The following is a 23,065-nucleotide window of genomic DNA, read 5'->3' as shown; positions in this document are numbered from 1 at the left end:
GACGGCGCGCAGCCCGGCCGCGCCGAGGGACGGCGCGGCCGCGGCGGCGGCCGTTTCGAACGGGGATGCGTCAGCGGTAGGGGTCACAGCGGATCAGGATAGAGGGCCAGGTCCCTTCCGCCGACCGGCACCACGAACCTGCGGTCCAGGAACCGGTTGCCGCGCTCACAGGTGGTCTCCGAAACGAACAGGCACACGTGGCAGGCGGCCCCGTGCAGGAAGTCCGCCTGCGCCTGGGGCAGGCGTTCGGCGCACAGGGGGTCCGAGGAGCACCGCATCGCCTCGGACAGCGCCCGCCGCACCAGCCGGGTCAGCCGCTCCGGCTCGGCCTGCGACACCAGCCCGCCCAGGGTGCCCTCGGCGTCGGGCACAGCGGTGTAGATGAGGATCCCGGCCTGCGGGTCGGCCTCGTCCCCGCCGGCGTAGATGCGCTCGGACAGGCTCGCCGAGTTGTACCCGCACTCCAGCGCGATCGTGCGGATCAGCAGGTGGGACAGGGTGTGCAGGGCGATGTAGCGCTCTCCCGGCCAGTACTTCATCGCTTCGAACCCGCTCTTGCGGTGGTTAGGCACCCGGTTGGCGCGGAACGTGGTGTAGGCGTCCCGGTGCAGCTGCATCTCGTCGGAGCCGCCCACCCGCTTCTCCCAGGCCAGGAGCAGGTCCTCGGGCACGCGCAGGAACACGCCCTCGCCGCGCACCTCGCTGGCCGGGAGCCACTCCGGGTCCAGTTTCGACAGCGGGGCCGAGGCCACCAGGGAGGGGTCGTCGGGGTCGGGGGCCTCCAGCCGGGTGAACCCGGTGAGCACCCGCACCTCGCGCAGCCGCTCCACCTGGAGCACGTCGCCGAAGTGGCCGCGCAGCGGCTCCGGCACCCCTCCGGGGTCGCGGCGCACCGCGAAGTCCTCGGTGGTTGCCACCGGCTCGGCGGCCGAGAACACCTTCCACTCGGGGGTGCGCAGGTCCGGGTTGCCCTGCGGCTCCTCCTCCGCGGCGGCGCCGTTCTCCTTGCGCGCCCGCACCTGGGCGACGGCCGCCGACAGGGTGGCGTCGTCCCACTTCTCGAAGTGGCGAAGGGCGGGCACGTTGTTGCGCGCGTACACCAGGAACGCAGGGTCCGGCGGCAGGGTCGCGAACGCCTGGTCCCAGTGCTGTTCCACCAGCGCCGTCAGCTCGTTGTCGCCCGCGGGCGGCAGCGCCAGCGCGGACAGGACCTCCGAGAACCACTGGTTGGAGGCGCCCAGCACCAGCACCTTGGGCTCCTCGTCGCAGCCGCCCTCCTCGAACCGGCGCAGGTGCGGGTGGCGGCCCCGGCAGCGCGGCAGGTTCTCCCGCCCCCGCTCACCGCTGGCATCGCGCAGATTGCGCCACTCACCGCAGCTGAGGCAGGTCAGTTCCACGTTGGCGCCGATGTTGCCGCCCCGGTCGTCCATCTTCAGCCGCGGGTGGCTGGCCTTCGGGCAGACATCGCCCCGGTGCACGAAGTGCCGGTAGGGGAACTCGTCCAGGTGTCCGCCCGCGCACGCCAGCACGAATCGGGCCGCGACCGCCAGGGGTTTGCGGCCCCGGTGGGCGCCGGTGTTGTGCGTGAACCGGGCCTCGTGCGCCCGGCGCGGGTTGGAGTTCTCGAAGGCGAAGGCGTCCGAGTCCAGCTGCCCGAGCTCGTGGCAGGTGGTGCACCGGAACCAGTCGGGGAAGGGCAGGGTGGGTACCCCCACCTTGGAGGCCACCCCGCCCGGGTCGCGCTCCAGCCCCTCGGTCCACGGCGCGGGACGCAGCTCACTCACCTTGCGGTTGCGCTTGTTCTCCCGCACCGCCTGCAGCAGCCGCGGCTCGTCGATGCGCTCCCACCCGTGCGCGTTGGTGTAGTTCCACTCGTCCACGCCGCGCACCAGCACCGCGAAGTTGGGCAGGTCCACCAGGGCGCCCACGCCGCTGGTGAACATCAGGTGGCTGGGCCGGACCGCGCCGACCCGGCGCCGGTAGTTGGTGTCCCTCATCAGCGGCGGGCCCTCCCTTTCGCGGACCCGGACACGGCCGAGTCACCCATCTCGTCACCCTCGTCTGCTTCGTCGGCCTGGTCGCCCTCGGCCTTCGGCGGACGGAACGACCAGGCGGGCGCCTCACCCGGCAGGTCGTACAGGTCGCCGCCGCCGGGCACCAGGAGGTTGATCTCGTTCTCGGTTTCGCGCATGGATATCCCGACGGTGGTGCTCGACCACGGGCCCTCGCCGGGCTTGTTCAGCAGCCCGCGCAGCTGCTGCTTGGCTTCGGTGGAGCGCTCGTAGCCCAGCCGCGCCGAGCCCTCCTTGCCGTTCTTCCAGGTGTCGCACAGCACCTTGATCCGCTCGGCCAGGTACGCGCGGCCGCGCTGGCCGTGGACCCGTTCGGCGCGTTCCAGCATCCGCGCCACGATCGCCGCCACCTCGGGCCCGTCCAGGTCCACGTCGTGCGCGTCGGCGTTGTGCGAGTGCTCCTGCGCCGCGTTGCGCACGGCGGCCACGAACATCGCCGCCGTGCCCCGGTCCAGGGAGCGCCGGGTGAACGGGGTGACGCTGAGCGCCTCCACCTGCCGGTAGAAGGTGGCGTGGTAGTACCCGAAGTCCTCGTAGTGGGCGAGGTCGCGCGGGCGGGTCCAGTTGTACAGGGTCATTACCAGGCCGGGGCGCCTGGCGTCGCGGCCGACCCGGGAGGACGCCTGGATGTACTCGGCGGTGTTCTTGGGCTGGCCGGTGACCACCATCAGCCCGAACCGGGACACGTCCACGCCCACCTGCAGCATGGACGTGGCCAGCACGGCGTCCACCGGGGCGTTGCGTTCGCGCCGCCGGGCGGTGGGCTGGTGCAGGATCACCTGGTTGCCGGAGGAGCGCCCGGCTGCCTTCTTGAAGGCGTTCAGCTCCGTCCCGGTGGCCTTGCGGCGGGCACTGGTGTCGATCTCGGGGTCGAAGCCCTGTTCCAGCCGCTTGAGGACCTCGCTGATGTCCGCGGAGGAGATGCGCGAGGTGAGCTCCTGCACGGTGAACATGCCGGCGGGGCCGAGCCGTTCGGCCAACCCCTTGCTCCGGCCGTGCTTGCGCACCCGCACCGTGATGTCGTCGTCCATGTACCGGCGCATGCCCGCCAGCTCGCGGGTGGCGTTGAAGTACCCGACCATGGTCATGTACGGGTCGGCCGGCTCCCCGTAGGTGTCGAACATCTGCTGCCCGGCCAGCATGACGATCTCCGCCAGCCGGATCTCCGCGGACTTGAGCCGCACCCCGTGCGCGCACACCCCCATGTACCGGCGGCCCGGGTTCTCCTCGGTGACCGGGACCTGCGCGGAGAAGAAGGTGTCGCTGACCTCGGTGACCTGCGGCGGGAAGATCTGCAGGGAGCGGCCGAACACCCCGCGCACCTGGTCCTCGGCGCGCTTGGTGGTGGCGGTGGAGGCCACGGTCTTCGGGGAGGTGCGCTTGCCCGACGGCGTGGTCCAGGAGGTGAGTTCGTCCACCGCCGACTCGAACAGCCCCACGGTGGTGCCCAGGGCGCCGGAGATCAGGTGCAGCTCGTCCTGGATGATCAGGTCCGGCGGGCGCAGCCGCGGCACCGGCCGGCTGTTCACCTTGGGGAGCTTGCCTTTGGCGTTGTGCCGGGCCGCGCACCCGGTCCTGGCGTCCAGGTCGGCGTGCCGGAACCCGTGCCGGGGGCAGTACTGGTCCACCCGCCCGAACAGCATGCCCGCGAACCCCCGCCAGGGCAGCTGGGCCAGCTTGTCCACGGTGGCGATGACCAGGCTCGGGACGTACCGGTAGATCTCCTCGTCCACGGTGAGGATCGGCAGGCCCTCGGGGGAGACCTTCCGGGAGAACGGGCAGGCGTGGGTGCCCTCGGCGTTGGCACAGTGCAGCAGCACCCGGCGGTTCTCCGGGCGCGCCTCAAGGTTCTGGTGGGCGGTGAGCTTCTCCCCGCACCAGGGGCACGACAGGGTCTGCAGCACGTTGGCGCGCTCGCCGCGACCGGCCTCGCGGGCCTCGCTGATCTGCGTCTCCGCCGTGTCGTACCAGTTGGGGGAGACCCCGCCGCCGACCCACAGGCCGATCCGGAACGGCTCCTCGCCCCAGGTCTGAGGGTCCTCGCGGCGCGCCATCTCGGCCGCGCACACCAGCGCCGCGGCCCGCTGGAACTGCTGGGCGGTGAGCAGCCGCAGGGTGTAGCGCATCAGCACCGCCACCCCGGCCAGCCCGCTGCGGGCGTCCTCGCCGGAGCCGACGATGCCCTGCAGGCGGCGGATCGCGAACGTGTAGGCGGTCAGCCCCAGGTAGGCCTCGGTCTTACCGCCACCGGTGGGGAAGAACAGCAGGTCGACGGTGGCGGAGGCGGCGGCCGCCCGCTCGTCGTGGTCGGGGTCGGTGATCGAGGGCAGGTTGAGCAGCACGAACGCCAGCTGGAAGGGGCGCCAGGAGGCGGCACCGGCCCCGCGCTCGCGCACCTCGCGCTCGGCCTCGGGGTAGGACACCTCGGGGTCCTCGCGCAGCTGCGCGATCTGGGTGTGGCGGCGCTGGTCGGCCATGGTCCGGTTGGCGAACCGGAAGGCCTTCAGGGCCTCGCCGTGCCGGGGGTGCGCGGGATCGGCGAGCAGGTCGATCCCGGACCGGATGCGCTCGGCCGCCTGCTTGGCCCGGAACACGGCGGTCGTAGCGGTCTCGCGCAGCGCCTCGGGCAGGTTCGGGATGTTGGCTTCCCGGTCGGCCAGCCAGGAGGCGTACCCCTCGGCGAGCGGGGCCAGCCCGGTGCCCAGCTCGGCCGGTTCGGCGGTGGCCAGGGCGTCCATGGACAGCTCGGCCTGGGCCAGCGCCGAACCCGCGCCCACGTCCGCGGTGGTGGCGGGCACGTCGTGGTGGGGGAGCCAGGTGGTGGTCAGCCGGTGGGCCCGACGGGATCCCGGGGCGACCTCGGCGTCCACGGCGATGTTGCGCCCGTCGGCGTACTTGAGCTGGTCCCGGTAGAGCAGGCGCAGGTGCAGGTCTTCGTACTCGTCGGTGACGGGCGCGGTGTCCTCGAGCGGGTCGTCGACGGGCAGGAAGACGGGGGAGTGCCCGTCCAGGGCGGTGACGGCGAGCCGCGCCTGGAAGAGCCACCGGGTGTCGCCGTTGGGGGTGACGGGTTCGCGGTTGTTGACCAGGGTGATCTCGACCGTGCTGCGGCCCTCGGCGATGCGGGGGCGGACGGTGACGTTCAGGTACACGGAGGGGATGCGGTGGTCACGGTCGGTGAGCCCGACCCGGAAGTCGGTGCGCTTGTCGAGCCGGATCTCCCGGGGGTACTCCTCGGGCTCGCGCGCCCAGGCGGAGGTCTGGCGGCCCTCGTCGTCGAGGCTGCTGGACTTGGCGTACTGACCCCAGGTGGCGGTGACGTGGACGGCGGTGACGTCCGAGGGCACGGCGAAGGCCAGCCCCATGGTGGAAGCCCAGAGGTGTCCCATGTTCTGCGAGGTCACCACCTCGGGGAGCTCGCCGGAGTTCTCACCCTTGGCGTCCCCGGCCGCGCCGTTCTCGGTGTCCAGGACCTCGTCGGCGGCGTCCCGGGAGGACTTGGGGGGCTGGTGCCGCGGGCCGAGCATCCCGACCAGGTAGCGCTCACGCGGGCCGGAGGACCCGACCGGGAGGGCTTCGGTCTCGCCCTCCCAGGGGCCGAGGAGATCGCGCTGGATGAGCTCTTGGAGCTCGCCCCGGACCTGGAAGGAAGAGGCGTCCTCGAAGTGCTGGGGCTCGTCCAGGGAAGCGATCAGCTCGGCCTGACGGCGGGAGTGGAGTTCTTCCTTGGTGAGCTTCTGGGCGGGGTTATTGGGGGAGGGCTTGGCGGAGTCCGAGCCGGAGGTGTTGAGGGACTGCTGTTCCCCGTTGGGGTTGTCGAAGAGTGCGTCGTCAGACATCAAAGAGCGTCCCTTCCTGGGAAGCGGCGGCCTTACGCTTGCCCTTCTTGTCGTGCAGGCCTTGCTTGACCTCTTCGGCGTAGCGCTCGTGGTTCAGTTCGAGCAGGCTGTCGAGGACCTCGCGCTGAGCGGCCGGACCGATGGTGTAGCGGGTTTCGCGACCCACCTTGTGGAACCCGTGGTCGAGCCCGCCGACCTCTGCGATGCGCTCTTCCCAGTCGTAGGCGCGGATGGTGGCCTCATCGATCGCGCGGTGGATGGTGCGCAACTCTTCGATGTCCGGGTCAGTGCACTCGGGGTCGAAGACCAGGTTGTAGGTCTTCGTGAGCCCTGTGTTGCGCGAGAGCATTACGTCGCGGCGGTAGGTGTCGAGGCGTTCGCCGAGTTCGCGGAGTTTCTGGGTGAGTTCAGGCATGGCGAACGTCTCGAAGACATCCGATGGGGTGTATCGGATGCGAGTTTCCAAAGTTGACCCATGCGTGACGGCCCACCAGTAGTGAGGAGAGCTCGAAAGTAGTGCCAGCATGGCAGTGTCTTCGCTTGCGAATACCACCAGTGCGTCGCTAAAAATTTGCCCTGTTGAAACAATGGCAGGAGCCAGGCTTTTTGTGTGCCTGGTAAGGACAATTGCCCGACTTTTTTCTTTAAGTTTCCTGTATAGTTCGAGGGTGGGGCGCTTGTATTGCCACCATTTAGTTCGCACATGCTTGTTGTTGTTTTTTAGCCTCTCGGGGCGAACTTCACGGTAGACCTTGGTGTAGCATTCTTTGTAGCCTTGGGCCTTTTCTTCGCTCCAGTCGTGAAAGTTAATAGCCCACCTGCTTGGTTCCTGTTCCGGGTGGCTTGTGACGTCATTTCCTCCAAGGAATGGGAAGATGACATCATTGTTTTTTTCGTTTTTCCGAATTAGTTCAATGGCTTCGCTTTCGGGCATGGTGAAGCCGAGTCCAAGAATGTAGGTTCCGTAAATGCAGATATCCGCGCTCTCGGTAAGCTTAAATGGCGCACCTTTGATTCTTGACTGGGGGTTCAGTGATGAGTCGATTTTCGAAACACGAACCCCATCTGCGACAATGTGCGAGTCTTTGGCTGTAGGGCTGAGGGTGGTCCAAATTGCGCAGTACTCTAGAGCTGCGCTATTTGAGGGCCAAGGTTTGCTTTTGATGGATTTCCTGATATGTGCTCCGCTGGAGGTGAGTTGATCCAGGGAAACTTCTCGAGTGTCTCCTTGGGCCAAGGTGTTTGTTGCAATGAGTCCAGTTTGGCCCGATGGGTTTAGTGTGGAATGGAACTGGAGCGCGAAGTATGCAACAAGGTCCGCGTTTCCCTTGACACCACTTGCTGTTGTCAGTAGTAGATACTCTCGGTACGCGGGTCCGCTCGATCCGCTGATCTTAGATCCACCAAGGAAGGGTGGGTTGCCAATGACTGCATCAAAACCGCCCTTCTCAAAGACCTCGGGGAATACCAGTGGCCAGTGCAAAGGTTTGCGTTCGAAGGAGCCTTCAGGGCGGTCGCTATCCAGCCACTCCTTGGTCTTCAGTAGAGCCTGAGCTTCGTTTTTGTCCAGGTTGCTCGCTAGCTCAACCGCCTCAGATGAACCCTGGTTCAGCCCTCGTTCACCCTTTGTCGCGTTGGCCAGTGCCGCACCCACAGTCAGATCGGCCAGCAGCTTCAACCGTCCCGTTTCCAACTCTGTTTCGCCCAGTACGGCACGCTTACGGTTCAACCCTTCCAGCGTGGTGCCGTCGATCTCGGTGAGCTTCCGACGGCTCTCCGCCACCCGGCCCACCAACTCCCGGATACCTGACGTGAAGTCGATCAGCGCGTTGTCGTCACCATGCAGCTTCCGACCCTTCTTCGGGTCCATGTGCATGTACTCGATCTGCTCCAGAGACGTGATCCCCAGCAGCGAGTCCCCAGCTGCCAACTTGTCATCCAGGAAGGTGAACGGCCGCTGTGGGTCCATCGACACCAGCCACAGCGACAGCTTGGCCATTTCCACGGCCATCGAATTGATGTCCACCCCGTACAGGCAGTGCTCGATCACCTGCCGCCGGGCCTCGATGACGACCGGGTCGTCGTCCTCGCGCAACCCGTCGCCCGCGGTCTCGTAGCCCTCGATCCGCGAGTCACCCTCGGCCGTCCATGCCTCGATCAATCGGTCGCCCAGGTAGCGCGCCGCCGCCACCAGGAACGCCGCCGAGCCCATCGCGATATCGGCGACCTTCAGGTCCAAGATCTCCCGGCTGCTCTTGAGCTTCCATTCCCCCGTGTCGGCGGTCTGCAGCGGTCCCGGCTCGTAGACCAGCGGCTCCAGCGCACCTTCCACCACCTCCTCGGCGAGGAACCTCGGGGTGTAGTGCGTCCCGGTGTTCTTCCGCAGCGCAGACTCGGTGACGTACAGCTCTCCGGGCCGGACCAGCATCGGCAGGCCGCGCAGGTCGGTGCGGATGATCCGGTAGAACCGCAGCAGCCGCTCCGCCAGCTCCATCTCTCCCCTCGGCACCACACCGCGCAGCTGTTTGCGGGCCTCCTCCTGTTCCTCCCGGGACAGCGGTGCCAGCGCCTTGGCCAGCTTCTTCGGGGTGCCGATCCCGGAGGCCTTGTACTTGTCGGCTAGTGTCTTGGCCAGCTCCTCGACGTCGGTGGTCCCGGCGGCCAGCTCCTCCAGCTCGCGCAGGACCACCTCTTCTTCGGCGCCTTCCTTGCCGACCAGCCCGACGACCAGCTCACCGGCGCGGAAACCGTCGAAGGACAGCAGGCCCTCGTACACGTAACCGATCTGTTCCACGTCCAGGGCGCGGAAGGACAGCTTGCGCGGCTCGCGCTTACGCCCGCGCCCGACCTGGACGTACTGCACGGACTTGAGCATGTGCAGCACGGTGCGGTCGTCGATGTCCAGCGGCAGCCAGGGGAAGGTCTCCGGGTTGAACAGCGAGCCGTCGTGGGCGTGCATGCGTAGGCGGGGGTGGTCCACACCGTGGTAGACCGCGTTGAACAGGGCGATCAGCCGGTGCCAGCCCTCGCTGCTGTTCTCCAGGTCCTGCTCGGTGCCCGCGCGCACCCGGTTCCGCAGCTCGTCGTAGAGCTTTCCGGCCGAGTAGGACCGCGCGTACAGGTCGTTGTCGGAGGGCAGCAGGCCGCGTTCCTCGGCGAACAGCAGGAACACCACCCGCATCATCACCGACACCGCACCCCGGTACACCTCGTGGGCGTCGACGTGGCTCAGCCCGCGCTCACCCCGCGCCACGGCCCGGGTGTCGGCGCGGCCGATCGCGGAGACCAGCAGTTCCACCGCCTGGCGGACCTGGACGCCGAGGGCCTCGGTGACCTCTTCCTGGGAGTCCATGCTCTTGGCGAGCAGCTTGACCAGGGTCTCGTCCTCGGGCACCTGGAAGAAGCGGCGGCGGTTGAGTAGGGAGTGGAAGGCGTAGAGCACGTCGCGCTCGGCCTGGTCGGGCCAGAGCACCGCGTCGAAGACCACCGTGGTGGTCACCCCGCCGCGCGGGGCCCACACCAGCACCCACCAGCGGCCGTCGGTGGCCAGGCCCAGCTCCACCCCGTGGTGGCGGCACAGCTTGGCCAGCCGGTCCACCGGGGCGGCCGACCAGGATTCGCCCTTGACCCGGGCGGTGGGGACCTGTCCGGCGGGAAGCACCAGCCCCAGCAGCCGGACGCTGTCGGCCTTCACCTCACCGGGCCCGCCCTCCGGACCGCCACCGGCTTCGGCCGCTGCACCGGCATCGGCGGCGGCGTCGGGGGTGGTGAGCACGAAGGACGGCGTCACAGACGTGTCGTGTTCGGCCACCTCCATGGCCAGCGGTTCCAGGCCCTCGGTGCGCAGGGTGTCCTGCCAGCCCAGCAGGTCGCCGAGCACGTACCGCACCCAGGCGTCCTGCCCGCCGGTGACGTCGCGCTGCCAGCGGGCGTGCGCCCTGCGCAGGTCGGCCCGCTGCTCCGGGGGCAGCGGCTCCAAGCCGTTGGGCCACTCCTCCAGCAGGACGGGCAGGGTCAGGAACGGCCCGTCCACCTCCACCAGGTCCAGCCAGTTGCGGTGCTGTTCGGCGCTGTCGCGCCCCGAGCGGCGCTGGGGGTTGCTCATCGTGTGGCCTCCTTGCGCGGAACGACGAAGACGACGGCGACGGGGAAACGGTGCGGCGTCGGGTCGGCGTAGCGGGCCGTGATGGCCTCCAGCTCCCGGTCGCGCTCGGCGGCCAGGGACTCCAGCCTCCGCTTCCAGTTCTCGCGGTCCTTCCGGTACTGTTCGCGCTCTTCCTTGGTCTTGGCGGTGACGTCCACCTGGCTGAACAGGGCGTTCTCGTCGTCGTCCTTGTCCAGCTCGTGGCGGAGGGTGTCGGCGAACTGGTCCAGTACCGACGTCACACGCTTGCGCTCATTGTCCTCGCGCTGGCGCAGCCGGTTCTCCAGCGCCTCGGTGCGGGTGTCGGCCCGCCACTCGATGGCCCGTTCCAGGCCCGTGCGGCCGCCGGCCCGCTCCCAGCGTTCACACACTCGGGTCCACACCGGCTCCGAGAGCGGCATGCCGCCGTCCAGGGCCCGGTTGAGGACGCCGCCCAGGGTGGTGAGGTTCTCCAACCGGCGGAACCGGCCGGTCTGCGGCAGCCAGCCGCCCGCGTGCAGGACCTCCTCGTGCAGGCGCAGCCCGTCCGCGCCCACCAGCACGAACCGGGTGTAGGCGCCCACCAGGACGTCCTCCAGCTCCGGGTCGTCGCTGACCACCGCGGTGACCCGGTTCAGGCCCAGGTGCTCGTTGGACACGGCCGCGCGCAGCAGCCCGGTGGACATCGACACCAGCGGGTGGTTGAGGTGGGCCAGCACCACGTCGTCGCGGCCCTTGGCGACCTGCGCGTCGAAGGCGACCGGCAGCTGGCGGGGGACGGCGCCCTTGCCCGCCTTCTCCGGCAGCTTCTCGGTGAGCCCGGCCGAGGCCCGCACCCAGGAGTCGGAGAAGGACGGCACGTCGTACAGCCCGTCGGCGGCCTCCTTCTCGTCCAGGTGGGGGCGGAGCGAGGGCTGGTTGGCCAGGTCCAGGGCGGTGTCCACCACCCGCTTGACCCGCTCGGGGGTGATGGCCAGGTGCTCCACGGTCTCGTCCAGCCGCTGGCGCAGGCGGCGCACCTGGTCGCGGATGTTGCTCTCGGCGGCGAGGCCGTCCTTGGACTTGGCCTTCGCGGTCTCGGCGTCCAGGTCGGTGCTCTGGCCCAGCATGCGGCGCTGCACGGCGTCGGACATCACCGCGTTGACCGACCCCAGGTCCTCCTCCATGCGGGCGACCTTGGTGGCCACCCGGGACAGGAACTCCAGGTCGGCCTCGAAGGAGTCGACGGCGTCCTCCCAGCCGGTGCCCACGAAGTGCCGGATCTGGGGCACCTCGGTCTGCCCGTACCGGTCGATGCGGCCGATGCGCTGTTCCAGCTTGTTGGGGTTGAACGGGATGTCGTAGTTGATCAGCCGGTGGCAGTGCCGCTGCAGGTCGATGCCCTCGCTGGCGGCGTCGGTGGCGAGGAGGATGCGCACCTTGTGCTCGGAGGGGTCCTTCTGGAAGGCGAGGCGCAGCGACTCGCGGTCGTCGGTGTTCATCGCGCCGTTGAGCAGCTCCAGGCGGCCGTCACCGGCCAGGCCCTCCTGCCGGAGCAGGCCCTCCAGCCACGCCTGGGTGTCGCGGTACTCGGTGAAGACCACCACCCGCTCGTTGGTCCAGAGTTTGCCGTCCGGCTTGCAGATCGCGGTGAGCTCCTTGATGAGCTCGCGGGCCTTGGTGTCGGGCTGGGCCTCGTGCGTCTCGGCCCACCGCAGCATCCGCTCCAGCAGCGACGCCTCGGTCTGGTCGGCCTCCGGCTGGAGCGGGCCGCTGCGGTCCAGCGCCTCGTCCTCGGCTTCGGCCAGGTCCTCGTCGTCGAAGGTGGCGGTCTCGTCCCACCAGTCGTCGATCCAGTCCTCTTCGGCCTCGTCGAAGGGGAGCGCGCCGCTCTCCCGGGAGCGCAGGGTCTCCCGGTACACCTGCACGGTGTGCCGGAACGCGGCCGGGCTGGAGAACAGGCGCTTCTTCAACAGCAGCGTCACCAGGTCCGTGGCGCGCCTGCCCCTGCCGGTGGTGAGCTTGCGGCCGCGCAGCTCCGCGAAGTCCTTGAGCAGCGCGTGGATCTCCCGTTCGCTCTCCGGATAGGTCACCGGGATGGCGCGTGCGTCGCGCTTGCGGAAAACCGGGTTGCCGTCGGCGTCGGTGATCTGCGTCTTGAGCCGGCGCACCACCGTCTCGTCCACCGCGTTCTGGCTCGGCGGGACGCCCCGGGCGAAGCGCTGGTCGTCCAGGATCTCCAGCAGGGCGGTGAACGACTGCTGGTAGCCGTTGTGCGGGGTGGCCGACAGGAACAGCCGGTGGGTGAAGTGCGGGGCCAGGCGGCGCATCAGCTTGGTCTGCTGGGAGTCGACCGCGTACACCTGCTTCGGTGCGGAGGGGGCCACGTGGTGGGCCTCGTCCAGGATGAGGAGGTCGAAGGTGCGCGGGTAGCTCGGGCCGTCCGCCGGCAGCACCTCGTCCAGCAGCCGCTGGGCCTTGGCGCCGCGCAGCCAGGGGAGACTCACGATGGTGAGCGGGTGCACCTTGAACGGGTTGGCGGCGCTGCCGTACTCGCGGCGCACCTGGGCGGCGGTCTCGGAGTTGACGACGGCGAAGTCCAGGCCGAACTTCTCGGCCATCTCGTCCTTCCACTTCACCGTCAGCCCGGCCGGGCACACGATCATGATCCGCTGGGTGCGGTTGCGCAGCAGCAGTTCCTGCGCGACCAGCCCGGCCTCGATCGTCTTGCCCAGGCCCACGTCGTCGGCGAGGAGGAGGTTCACCCGCGGGGCGCCGACCGCACGGGAGACCGGTTCGAGCTGGTAGTCCTCGATCGCCACCCCGGACCGGAAGGGAGCCTGCAGGTTGCGCACGTCCGCGGAGGTGACCGCCGACCAGCGCACGGCGTCCAGGAAGGCGGCGAGCTGCTCGGGCGCGTCCAAGCCGCCCGCGGCGATCTCGGGAAGCGCGCCCTCGGGGAGGGTCTGGCGTCCGGCCTCGATCTCCCAGAGCACGTCCAGGGTCTGGCCGTAGCGGCCCTCCTCGACGCTCTGGAGGCTGACCATGGTGGCGCCGTCGCTGGGATCGACCGCGCTGACCACCCACTTCTGTCTGCGGACGCGGACCAGAGAGCCCGGTTGGGGGAGTTCGTCGGTCGTGGCTGGCATCGTTGGGCTACCTCGTGCCTGTCAAGGGGTGTCACCTGGGTTCACGGATAACGCTATGGCCGACGGAGGGGTCCGTCGGCCACTGAGATCCTATTGTTAACCAAGTTCACACGCAAGACGTGTAGGTTGTCCCCAACGCCCGACACCGTCGGGCCCGTGAACCAGGACGGTGCGCACCGTCCCGCGGTTTACCCAGCGTGAGAACTGGGAGAGAGGTCGGGCCGAAGGTCCCGAGCGGGGCACCCGGTCCCTCCCCGGCCCCGGAGGTTGCGATGACACGCAGTACCGGAGAACCCGTCCACAAACGACGCCCACTGTCCGTCGGTATCGGACACACCGGAAACCCCTGCGAATACCCGGGTGCACGGACAGGAACGCGATCCTGTCCACCATCTGGGAATGTCCCGACAGTCGAGCCGCTGACCAGAGCTTCAGGACACTGTCTGACTAACACAGGAAGATACGGCGCAACCGTTCTGCTGGAGCCCCAAAGCTTGTCCCTCAGTCACGAAAGCCGCCTCGGGGCTCCGGGCGAAGGGCGCTCCACGCGTGAGGGATTCGAGGGATTGCTTTCGTGGTTGGTTTGCCGTGATTCAAGTGTTTTCTTTCCTGCTGTCCGGTGTATAGATCTGTGGATTTAGCTTGGTAAAAGTTTCAGTAGAGGAGTGTAACAACGTGGGCGGTAAAAGTAATTATGGTGCTTCTGTGGGGGATCTATGAGTCTAGCTTTTGGTGGATCTCGATTCGGTGATGAGTTTGTAGTTGCGCGGGATGATTTTTCTGCCCTCCAGATTCGGCCTGGCGAAGACGGGGTTTTTCACTTCTTCTATGATGCTGAAAAAAGGAGGTTGATCAAGCACTTTGTGATTCATGAACGTCCTAGGGTGGACACCTTGTGTGACATTACTCTGATCAAGAAGGATGGTAAATACGATCCTCGAGTGAAAATCTGGAAAAAAGATAAGTCGAATGCGTCGAAGTCCGCTCTCGAGGAAAAAATCTCGGGCGATGTCCATGTGAAAACCGTCAAGGCTTCGGTCAATGCTGGGGACGATTCTGAATCGTCTTATAATTTTTGGAAACTTATCCAGTTCTTGCAGAGCTTTGCGGATGTAGATGTACCAAGCAATGACTTCCGTGTTGTTTCCGGCGGTGTGGCTCAGCTTGCAAAGAGTCTTGGTGGCGAAGACAAGTCCACCATTGTAGAGGCTGTTCGTATTTCCCTCGGTGGCTCGATCACCGAAGAAGACCTTCAGATTATGAGTAACAGGAAGGAGCAGCTCAACGTCTTTGAGAGGATGTTGAACGATGTCAGTTTCTTTGAAGAGGAGCGCTCTCGACTTGGGAAAGATGGGGGGAAATCTGGAAAGGAGGCTGTTTGGCAGAAGTTCTTTGAGGCCAATCAGTGGATTTTTGGATACGGGTTGAATTTAGTATCATTTGAGCCGCTGGATGAATCTAAGCTTGAGCGCATTACTACCGGGGCCAGTATTTTCACTGGTGCTGGTAAGCGGGTAGATGCAATCATGCGGACCCGTGGCGTTGTGAGTAGCCTGGCATTCTGTGAAATCAAAACGCACGAGGCCCCGCTGCTGGAGAGGAGGCTTTACCGAGACCCGGATGTGTATCAGGTTTCGAAGGAAGTGAGTGGTGGACTGTCTCAGATTCAGAAGACTGTCGGAAAAGCACTTGACCAGCTTTCCCGTCAAATTCATGACCTCCACGAAGATGATGGAACGCCGACCGGTATTCAATTTTCTACTGTCAAGCCGCGTCAGGTGCTGGTGGTGGGAAATCTTGCTGAGTTTCGAGTCGATGGAGCGCTAAATCCAGAGAAGATGTCAACTTTTGAATTTTATCGAAACTCCATTCGAGACGTTGAGATCATCACCTTTGATGAACTATACGAGAGGGCTCGATTTATTGTGCGGGATCGCTAGATCTTCGGCTTGGGATTAATGCTCATCTCAAGAGCCGTCGGTGTGCTTGTAACAGATGAGGATGCAGGCAATGCCGAGCATGGCCAGGAAGGCGGAGGCATTGCGCTCCCAGCACACGTTCAACCTGCGGTAGGAGCCCAGCCAGGCAATGGAGCGCTCGATCTTGTACCGGTGCCGGTCCAGACGCTGGGAGGGCTCGGTCCCGGGGCGGGCGATGGGCACACTGATCTGGCGTTCGCACAACCAGTGGTGCCGGTCGCGGGAGTGGTAGGCCTTAACTGCGCTGCATGTCGAAGACGTCGCTTCCTGGGCCAGTTACCAGGTGTTCTCGTTCCCTCATGCGTGCCGAGCTGGATGCACTCTTCTTGCACACCCGGATGGCAGAGGCGAGGATCTCGCTCGCCAACCCCCTGATCGACGGCGGAACTTCACCGCCATCCTCACCTCGCGTCCCGGGCATCGCCCCGGCACACTTCACCCTGATCTGCTGAGCACGAGGCCCCGCCCGCTATCTCACAGCAGGCGGGACCGAACACATGTGGGCTCCTGCCGGGAGTCATTTTCGGTACCGTAAACGATCCTGACCAGGGAGTTCACCGGTAGTTCGGGGAGGGGTGCTACCGGAGGTTGTCCTTGGCGGCGTCGATGAGGGCCTGCCACTCGTTGGCGGCGAAGAAGAGTGCGCCGAGTTCACGGTTCTGGGTGTCCCGAACTCCGGTGAGAGACCCTTCCGCGACCTCGACACATTCTCCATGTGCGGCACTGTAGCTGGCGGTGTGCCAGGGAAAATGAGCGATCTCCGCGCAGGCAGCTTCGCTCTGTGAGTAGCTGGACTTGAACCAACTTGTCATCCAGTCTCCTTGGAAGTCCTGTCAAGGGTGGTGTTGAGGAGGGCCTGCCATTCGGCTGCGGGGAAGAGCAGCACGCCAAGGTCGCGGTGCTTGGTGTCTCGTACAGCAGTGCCATGACCCAAATCGGCCACTTCGACACAGTCCGACGAAGTCCCGCTGTAGCTGGACTTGCGCCAGTTCGCTGTGTACCGCTGCATGGTTACTCCTTCTCCAAAGCTTGGGCGTACCGGTCTAGGAATTCGATGGTCTGCGCAGGTCGCCAGGCATCGGCGAGCAGTCGTTCGAATACGTCGGTGTGTCGCTCCAAAGCTTCCTGATCGTCCCAGAAGAGACTCGTGTTGTCGGTGATGGTGACCAGGACCGACAGCTCATCCAAGGTGAGCAGTGTGAACTTCCCAATCTCCAGTGCGGCGTGCGCCCCCGCTTCGAAGGGCAGAACCTGGAGAGTGACGTTTCGCTGCTCGGAGACCTGGATGAGGTGCCGAATCTGTTCGGCCATCACCTTAGACCCTCCGACGGTGGTCTGGATCGCCGATTCGCTGATGATCGCCCAGAGATGCGCGCCCCGTTCCTCCCAGTTCGTCTGCCGGGTGAGTCGGACTTCCACTCCCGCGTCCACGACCTCAGGTGCGGCGCTGGGCATCGTGCCCTTGAAGAGGGCTCGTACGTAGGCCTCAGTCTGCATCAGACCTGGGATGAGTACGGGCTCGTAGGTCCGGATGCGCCGTGCTTCGTTCTCGAGGCCGATGTAGGTGCCATAGTCTTCCGCGACTCCGCTGGACTGCCACCAGCCTGAGGAGCGTGCTTCCTTGCGCACATGCAGGAAGCGCTGGATGGCCTCGGCGTCAAGCTCGTAGAACTCCAGGATGCGCTCCAGGCTGCCCGGTCCCGGGATGGCGCCCTCGACTCCGGGTGTCTCCCAACGCGAGACGGTGGAGACGTTCACCTTGATGGCGCGGGCCACTTCGGAAAGCTTCTTGTCTCCACGCAACTTGCGCAGATCGGTCGCAAGCTGCCATTGGGCGACTGTGGGGCTCATCGTCATGTCTTCCATACTGCCCCGGCTCTTCGGCTCAACAAAATTCTCCTGGGGAATTTGTAGATGCAGATTGCATCTGAGGGTTTCCTGGTATCTACTGTAGTCATCCACCGACCCTCAGTGGACTTGGGGTCGGACAGCATCGAGGAGGTCATCTGTGGCTGGTGAGCTTGGGATACGTGTGCAAGAGGTCGGAGTGAGCTGGGAGGGGTTCGGGGCGCGGGTGTGGTCCGCCCGCCGAGGGCTCGCCCTCTCACCCGGTGACCTCGCGGTGCAGGTCTACGTCACCGTCGAGATGCTCCACGAGATCGAATCAGGCGCCCTCGACCCAGGCCGCCGCGTCGCTCAGGACCTGGACCGGGCCCTCAACACCGGTGGCGATCTCTGGGACGCCTGGGCCGGCGCCCATCTGGCCACCCTCCTCCAGGGCCGTGTCACCATCACCGACGCACTCCCCGAAGCCTTCCAGGTCCGCGCCTTCGCGCCCCTCGTCCTGCCGGACCCCTACCTCACCGACGCCTACGCCACCGCGCTCCACCGGGCCGAACGCCCGATGGCCTCCGCCGCCCTGGACGAGGACCGCCCGCACCTGGCCCGGCTCCTGCCCACCTCCGGCGGCGCCCCCTACCACTGCCTGGTCGTCGACGAAGGCGCGCTCACCCGCACCCTCGCCTGCCCCGACACCACCCGCGCCCAGCTGGTGCACCTGCACCGGCTCGCCCAGGCCGACCGCATCACCGTGCACCTCATCCCGACCGGCACCCCCTACCACCCCGGCCTGCGCGGCGCCTTCTGGACGCTGTCCTTCTCCCCGGCCCACACGCTCGTCTACACCCCGCACCCCTGCGGCCCCGGCCACCTCATCAGCGAGGCCACCACCGTCAAGGCCTACACCGACCTCTACGCCACCCTCCAGGGCGTCGCGCTGTCGGCCGACGACTCCCTGCACCGCATCACCGAGATCGCCGCGCGCGTGCCCACACCTGAGCGCCGCGCGCTGCATCCCTCAAACCCCGGCACCTGAACCCGGCCCCCTGAAACCACGCACGAAAAAGCTCTGGCGGGCGCTACCAACACCCCCAGAGCAGGCCGACCCAATTTCCAACCATGTGAAAAGCAGAAAGCGAGATCGACATGTCCATTGTGCCGCACGCCCGCGCCGGGATCCACACCCCCACCACGCCCTTCACCGGGCGCCGCTGGCCCTCCCGCGTCTACCCCGGCGACCTCGCCCAAACCGCCTGGGTCCGCTCCGACCTGGCCGCCGACCTCGCCCGGCTGGCCGGAATGACCACGCAGGCCAGCGAGAACATCGTGCTGTGCGCCAGCGAGATGTTCGCGAACTCGTGCGACCACTCGCGCTCGGGTCAGGACCCCGAAGGGCGCGTCATCCGCACGCTGCACATGCCCGACGCCTCCACCCTCCAGGTCGCCGTCGTCGACGACGGCACCCGCACCGACACCAGCGGCGGGACCGCGCCCGCACGGCCCCAGATCCCGCACCAGCGCACCCTGCAGGAGTGGACCGAGGCCGAGCGCGGCCGCGGCTTGCTGATCATCCACCACCTGGCCGACCGGTGGGGCACCCGCTCGGTGCTGGATTTCCCCTTCTGCGAAGGGCTGGGCACCGTTACCTGGGCCGAGTTCACCCTCCCCGGGCTCCCCGCCTTCCCCGCCCGCGAGGTGGCCCGGTGAACGCCCCCAACCGGGTGGACCCCGGGGTGCGCCAGGTCCTGACCGCGCCCCGGGGACAGCGCTTCACCCGCACCCGAACCGGCGCCCGCGCCCCCGCCCGGCCGCCCACCCGGGAACAGCGCCTGCTGGCCCAGATGGCCGACAACCCCCGCGTCCAATACCGCAGGGAACACGGCACACTCCCGCACTGGATGAAGGTCGCCGCGGCCCGCCGCCAGCAGGCCGACCGGCCTCCGAACCACCCCGACCCACCCGACCCGCCCACGACGCCCGCCCCGACCACGCCGCCCGTACCGCCCACTCCACCCGGTCCACCCACTCCGCGCGTGCCGCGCCCCCGCCCGGCCCCCGAGCAAGACCCTTTCCCGCCCCGCCCGCGCAGCCACCGCAAACCCCGCCGCACCGGCTGGAAACTCCTCGCCTACACCCTGGCCGCCACCACCGGCGCCGCGGCCCACCACCTGACCACCCTGTGGTGGTGACCGCTCCGCACAGCACCGGCCGGGCGGCCCCCACCGCCCGGCCGCCACTCTTCCAACCCCCGGTTGTCCACAGCCCCGACACCGGGCCTCGCGCGCGCCCCCGCGAGTCCCTAACGTTGTCGGTATCGGGGGACCTCACTCCCCGACCGCATCCCCCTGCCCACCTCGAACACGCTGCGCACCCGCGCCCCCTCTTCTGGTGGCCTCTGATTTCATGGGATTACCACCGTGCGAGATCCACTGAATAGGGGGAGTTTGCGGCTTATCGTTCGTTCTTGAACACGGGGATGCCGCGCTAGGCTCTGTGGGGTGACTGACACCTCGATTCGCACCAGGTTCGCTCCGTCCCCGACCGGCATGTTCCACGTGGGCAACGCCCGGTCCCTGCTGCTGAACTGGGTGGTCGCACGACAATCCGGTGGACGTCTGGTGTTGCGGATCGAGGACACCGACGCCGCCCGCTCCCGCCCTGAGTGGACCGAGGGCATCCTGGCGGCGATGGCGTGGCTGGGTGTGGACGCCACCCAGTACGAAGGCCCCTACTCCCAGACCGACTACGCAGACAAGCACACCGAGGCCGCCCAGCGTCTACTCAAGGAGGGCCTGGCCTACTACTGCGACTGCACCCGCGACCAGGTCCAGGCCCGCCGCGACAACCCCAACCTGGGCTATGACGGGTTCTGCCGTACCCGCGGCCTCGACGCCGGACCGGGGCGTGCGCTGCGTTTCCGTGTCCCCGAGGGCGGCCCGACCGTGGTCGAGGACAAGATTCGCGGCCGGGTGGAGTTCCCGCACGAAGCACTGGAGGACTTCGTCATCGCGCGCGGTGACGGCAGCGCCCTGTTCGTCCTGGCCAACGTGGTGGACGACGTCGAGATGGGCATCACGCACGTCATCCGAGGCGAGGAGCACCTGTCCAACGCCCCAAAGCAGCAGTTGCTGTGGGAGGCGCTGGGACACACCCCACCGGTGTGGGCACACGCCCCTGTCCTGGTGAACGACAAGCGCCAGAAGCTGTCCAAACGGCGTGACAAGGTCGCCATGGAGTCGTACCAGGCCGAAGGCTTCCTGCCCGAGACCATGGTCAACTACCTGATGCTGCTGGGCTGGGCACCGGGTGAGGACCGGGAGATCATGCCCATCGAGGAGATGATCCCGCTCTTCGACCTGGCCGACGTCAACTCCTCACCCGCGTTCTTCGACGAAAAGAAACTACGGGCCTTCAACGGTGACTACATCCGTGCCCTGGACGCGTACGAGTTCGTGAAGCGCTGCGCCCCCTACCTCGAGGGCGAGGACGCACCGTGGCGGCAGGAGGCCTTCGACGCTGAGGTGTTCGCACAGATCGCGCCGCTCGCACAGAGCCGGGTGGCGGTGCTCAGCGAGATCGTGCCCAACGTTGACTTCCTGTTCCTGGATGAGCCGGTCTTCGACGAGAAGAGCTGGGCCAAAGCCATGAAGCCCGGCATCGGTGCGGAGATGCTCACCGCCGCGATCGCTACCTACTCGGACGAGTCCTTGGCCTGGGACGCCGAATCCCTCAAGGGAGCCCTTGAGCAGGCCGGGGCCGCCCAAGGGCTCAAACTCGGCAAGGCTCAGGCGCCGGTCCGCGTGGCGGTGACCGGACGCACGGTCGGCCTCCCGCTCTTCGAATCCCTGGAACTGCTGGGCCGGGAGCGCACCTTGGAGCGTCTGCGCGTGGCGCTGGACCGCCTCAACTCCTGACGCGCCGATCTTAGACGCGCGGCCAGCAGAGGAGAAGCAAAGGCTTTCAGAAGGTCTGACGCGGAGGGCCCGTTCCGTTGCCCGGTGAGCACCCAGCGCACCGGATGCGGGGGCGGGCCCTCAGCTTTGCCGCGAATCCAGGCACCCAGCCACAGACAGGCCTCCTCAGATCGGGCAGGCGGCGGTTCGTAGTCGATCGCAGCATCGGTGAGTGCCCGGCATAGCCGCGCCTGCTGAACCAGTGGCCGCGGATAGTGCGCAATGGTCCACTCAATGGCGTGCGCGGGGGAGTTCGGACAGCGGTCTCGTAGCTCCTCCGTAGCCACTTCCGCGGGCAGGGCCGCGGACATCTTCCGGTCCAGAGAGCCCAGGCGGCGTTCGTCGAGGATGCTGTCCCCGTACCGAGGCAGGTACCTGTTGACCCGGCCCACCAGCGCAGAGAAGTCGGTGGGCCGATCGGGTGACCGGGGGCGGGACAGGTAGGGCTCGGCCAGGAAGTACCGCAGCGCGGAGGGCCTGACACCCCGTTCAAGGAGATCGGCGACTCTGGTCGCTTCGGTCGGCTTCGCCAGCAGCTTAGGTAAGAACACATGGGCGGGCGGGTGCTTTCCCTCAGACAGGGCCCAGTACAGACGAACCTGGATGGGTAGGGCGTCGCGCTTGTCGGCTCCCCTGACGATCAGGTTGGTGCGCTGGTCGATGTCGTCCACGACTGTGGCCAAGTGCCACAGGGCACGTCCATCACTGCGCATGAGAGGGATCATCCTCCGCTGCGGCGACAGGGCCGTAGTCGCGTTCACGGCGGCTGACGCGGTCAAAGCTCTTGGGCAGGCCCCGTGTGCGGCCATGTACCGATCGACAGCGGTGACGTCAAGGCAGGGAAGCCCTCGGCTGATGACCACGAGCTCTCGGGAGTCAAGTAGACGTAGGGCCTGCCGGTGCCGATCGCCCCGCTTGCTTTGCCGGACGGCAGTGTCCTCATCATCGACCGGTATCCGAGCCACGTGCTTGACCTCGCGGAGCAGAGGGACGCGGTGTGCGTTGTGGCTGCGGAAAGGGTCGCTGTCATCCCACCTGATCGTCACGTGTGCCTGTGCGCCGAAATACCGTGCGGAGCTGTTGGCGAGCAGGGCGGTGAGCAAGTGGGTCCTGAGAACCCCGATGCGGAATGACGCGTGGTTGGGGGAGAGGCCCAACCGGGTTCGAATTCCATCAGAGGAAGCGGCGACGAGCGCTGGATGTACAAACCAAGGGTGGGGGCTGGCCATCGATCATCACCCGCCCAACATGCCGCACCACAGGGGGACCGTGGTGACCGTCGGATGCGGGTGTGCGTGACCGAACCTGCCGCCCTCGCCGAACTCCTCGCCGTGGTCAGCACAGACCACCACCAAGGGGTGCCGGTCTTCCAAGCTCGAGAACAGTTCGCCCAGGCGACTGTCCGCCCACATCAAGGCGCGGCGTTGCATGTCCAGGAGTTCCTCGACATCCTCACCGGTGAGGGCACCGCGGGGGGCGTTCTCCCGGGCGTCGTGCAGTTGGTAGAGGCGTCGGAGGAGGGCCCTGTTCCGGTCGGTGAGAGGGCTGAACGGGGTCGTGTAGGGAATGTGCGTGCTGGAACAGTTGACGAACAGGAAGAATCGTTCGGCATCCAGACACAGGTCCGCGAGCATGCGGGTGTGAGCCAAGGGCAGGGTCTGGTACCTATCGAGAACACGCCGCTCCAATCCGTCCGGGGCACGGGAGGGCCTTCCGAAGTAGTGGAACTCCGGAAACAGCCGCGGCAGGCTGTTCGCCGAGTCTGAGGAATCGAAGAAGCTGACACCTCCCGCGCCCAAGACCCGATGGCCCTGAGCGGTGTAGTGGTCCATCAGGGCGGGGCCGTCGAAAGGAACGGCGACATTGCGCGTAGAGCTTCTGGCCGCGGCCGAACGCCAGACAGCGTCCACGCGGTGCCCGCCGAGCCTGAGGGAGCCGGAGACCGAACGGGGAAGGAAGCCGTTGAACAACGCGGCGTGCGCGGGGAGCGTGTAGGTCCCGGGACTCTCGGCCCGCAGCAGCGGAGCGACCTTCTCCAGGTTCGGTGTATGTGTGCTCGCCGCGACGTCGTATCGGCAGGAGTCAAGGGTGACGAGGATGACGCTGCGGTCGGCCAGGTCGTTGTCCGTCAT

General features: G+C 66.9%; 14 protein-coding genes. 5 read left to right on the top strand and 9 right to left on the bottom strand.

The genetic code is table 11. The annotated features are described in order from the left end of the window. Window positions 1-83: 83 nt before the first annotated feature. The 4 genes from drmB to drmD are packed head-to-tail and all read right to left on the bottom strand — an operon-like array spanning window position 84 to window position 13,162. Entirely contained in the window at window positions 84-1,997 is a 1,914-nt protein-coding gene (gene drmB / locus ACYVD1_RS21175) for a DrmB family protein (protein ID WP_460775603.1), read from the bottom strand. Then, window positions 1,997-5,911, bottom strand: a complete 3,915-nt coding sequence (gene drmA / locus ACYVD1_RS21170) for a DISARM system helicase DrmA (protein ID WP_460775600.1) — start codon at window positions 5,909-5,911, stop codon at window positions 1,997-1,999. The genes drmB and drmA overlap by 1 nt, the downstream gene beginning before the upstream one ends. Next, the gene (locus ACYVD1_RS21165; RefSeq protein WP_460775597.1) at window positions 5,904-10,016 is read right to left on the bottom strand and encodes an Eco57I restriction-modification methylase domain-containing protein; all 4,113 of its coding nucleotides are present in this window, start codon (window positions 10,014-10,016) and stop codon (window positions 5,904-5,906) included. Before ACYVD1_RS21165 ends, drmA begins: the two co-directional genes overlap by 8 nt. Next, window positions 10,013-13,162 carry a DISARM system SNF2-like helicase DrmD gene (gene drmD, locus ACYVD1_RS21160; RefSeq protein ID WP_460775595.1) on the bottom strand — a complete coding sequence of 1,050 codons (3,150 nt, stop codon included), beginning with the start codon at window positions 13,160-13,162 and terminating at the stop codon, window positions 10,013-10,015. Before drmD ends, ACYVD1_RS21165 begins: the two co-directional genes overlap by 4 nt. Window positions 13,163-13,878: 716 nt before the next feature. Here drmD and ACYVD1_RS21155 point away from each other — a divergent pair. After that, window positions 13,879-15,102 carry a Shedu immune nuclease family protein gene (locus tag ACYVD1_RS21155; protein WP_460775591.1) on the top strand — a complete coding sequence of 408 codons (1,224 nt, stop codon included), beginning with the start codon at window positions 13,879-13,881 and terminating at the stop codon, window positions 15,100-15,102. 27 nt (window positions 15,103-15,129) lie between these two features. Here ACYVD1_RS21155 and ACYVD1_RS21150 read toward each other — a convergent pair whose 3' ends face one another. From ACYVD1_RS21150 to ACYVD1_RS21135, 4 genes are all read right to left on the bottom strand, one after another. Next, the gene (locus ACYVD1_RS21150) at window positions 15,130-15,417 is read right to left on the bottom strand and encodes a transposase (RefSeq protein WP_460775608.1); all 288 of its coding nucleotides are present in this window, start codon (window positions 15,415-15,417) and stop codon (window positions 15,130-15,132) included. Between the two features lie 302 nt (window positions 15,418-15,719). Beyond that, a complete protein-coding gene (locus ACYVD1_RS21145; RefSeq protein ID WP_460775588.1) occupies window positions 15,720-15,953 on the bottom strand; it encodes a DUF397 domain-containing protein in 234 nt (77 codons plus the stop codon). After that, complete coding sequence (locus tag ACYVD1_RS21140; protein ID WP_460775585.1) at window positions 15,950-16,150, bottom strand: DUF397 domain-containing protein; 201 nt, start codon at window positions 16,148-16,150, stop codon at window positions 15,950-15,952. The genes ACYVD1_RS21145 and ACYVD1_RS21140 overlap by 4 nt, the downstream gene beginning before the upstream one ends. A gap of 2 nt (window positions 16,151-16,152) precedes the next feature. After that, window positions 16,153-16,992, bottom strand: coding sequence for a helix-turn-helix domain-containing protein (locus tag ACYVD1_RS21135; RefSeq protein ID WP_460775582.1), 840 nt, complete (start codon window positions 16,990-16,992; stop codon window positions 16,153-16,155). A gap of 157 nt (window positions 16,993-17,149) precedes the next feature. Between ACYVD1_RS21135 and ACYVD1_RS21130 the strand changes: the two genes are divergently transcribed. The 4 genes from ACYVD1_RS21130 (at window position 17,150) to gltX (ending at window position 20,894) form a co-directional block, all read left to right on the top strand. Continuing rightward, complete coding sequence (locus tag ACYVD1_RS21130) at window positions 17,150-18,016, top strand: helix-turn-helix domain-containing protein (RefSeq protein ID WP_460775578.1); 867 nt, start codon at window positions 17,150-17,152, stop codon at window positions 18,014-18,016. A gap of 110 nt (window positions 18,017-18,126) precedes the next feature. Further along, window positions 18,127-18,687, top strand: a complete 561-nt coding sequence (locus tag ACYVD1_RS21125) for an ATP-binding protein (RefSeq protein ID WP_460775575.1) — start codon at window positions 18,127-18,129, stop codon at window positions 18,685-18,687. Next, window positions 18,684-19,169 carry a hypothetical protein gene (locus ACYVD1_RS21120; RefSeq protein ID WP_460775571.1) on the top strand — a complete coding sequence of 162 codons (486 nt, stop codon included), beginning with the start codon at window positions 18,684-18,686 and terminating at the stop codon, window positions 19,167-19,169. Before ACYVD1_RS21125 ends, ACYVD1_RS21120 begins: the two co-directional genes overlap by 4 nt. A gap of 309 nt (window positions 19,170-19,478) precedes the next feature. Next, window positions 19,479-20,894 (top strand): glutamate--tRNA ligase, encoded by a 1,416-nt coding sequence (gene gltX / locus ACYVD1_RS21115; RefSeq protein WP_460775569.1) that lies wholly within the window; start codon window positions 19,479-19,481, stop codon window positions 20,892-20,894. Between the two features lie 1,274 nt (window positions 20,895-22,168). Here the strand turns inward: gltX and ACYVD1_RS21110 are convergent. Then, a complete protein-coding gene (locus ACYVD1_RS21110; protein WP_460775567.1) occupies window positions 22,169-23,065 on the bottom strand; it encodes an alkaline phosphatase family protein in 897 nt (298 codons plus the stop codon).

The organism is Nocardiopsis nanhaiensis, assembly GCF_054778635.1.
The sequence above is the reverse complement of the archived record's forward strand: the minus strand, read 5'-3'. Positions and strand labels throughout refer to the sequence as shown.

Excerpts from the sequence above, each read along its gene's own strand:
- drmB (WP_460775603.1), bottom strand. The coding sequence starts at position 1,997 with ATGAGGGACACCAACTACCGGCGCCGGGTCGGCGCGGTCCGGCCCAGC.
- drmA (WP_460775600.1), bottom strand. The coding sequence starts at position 5,911 with ATGTCTGACGACGCACTCTTCGACAACCCCAACGGGGAACAGCAGTCC.
- ACYVD1_RS21165 (WP_460775597.1), bottom strand. The coding sequence starts at position 10,016 with ATGAGCAACCCCCAGCGCCGCTCGGGGCGCGACAGCGCCGAACAGCAC.
- drmD (WP_460775595.1), bottom strand. The coding sequence starts at position 13,162 with ATGCCAGCCACGACCGACGAACTCCCCCAACCGGGCTCTCTGGTCCGC.
- ACYVD1_RS21155 (WP_460775591.1), top strand. The coding sequence starts at position 13,879 with ATGAGTCTAGCTTTTGGTGGATCTCGATTCGGTGATGAGTTTGTAGTT.
- ACYVD1_RS21145 (WP_460775588.1), bottom strand. The coding sequence starts at position 15,953 with ATGACAAGTTGGTTCAAGTCCAGCTACTCACAGAGCGAAGCTGCCTGC.
- ACYVD1_RS21140 (WP_460775585.1), bottom strand. The coding sequence starts at position 16,150 with ATGCAGCGGTACACAGCGAACTGGCGCAAGTCCAGCTACAGCGGGACT.
- ACYVD1_RS21135 (WP_460775582.1), bottom strand. The coding sequence starts at position 16,992 with ATGAGCCCCACAGTCGCCCAATGGCAGCTTGCGACCGATCTGCGCAAG.
- ACYVD1_RS21125 (WP_460775575.1), top strand. The coding sequence starts at position 18,127 with ATGTCCATTGTGCCGCACGCCCGCGCCGGGATCCACACCCCCACCACG.
- ACYVD1_RS21110 (WP_460775567.1), bottom strand. The coding sequence starts at position 23,065 with ATGACGGACAACGACCTGGCCGACCGCAGCGTCATCCTCGTCACCCTT.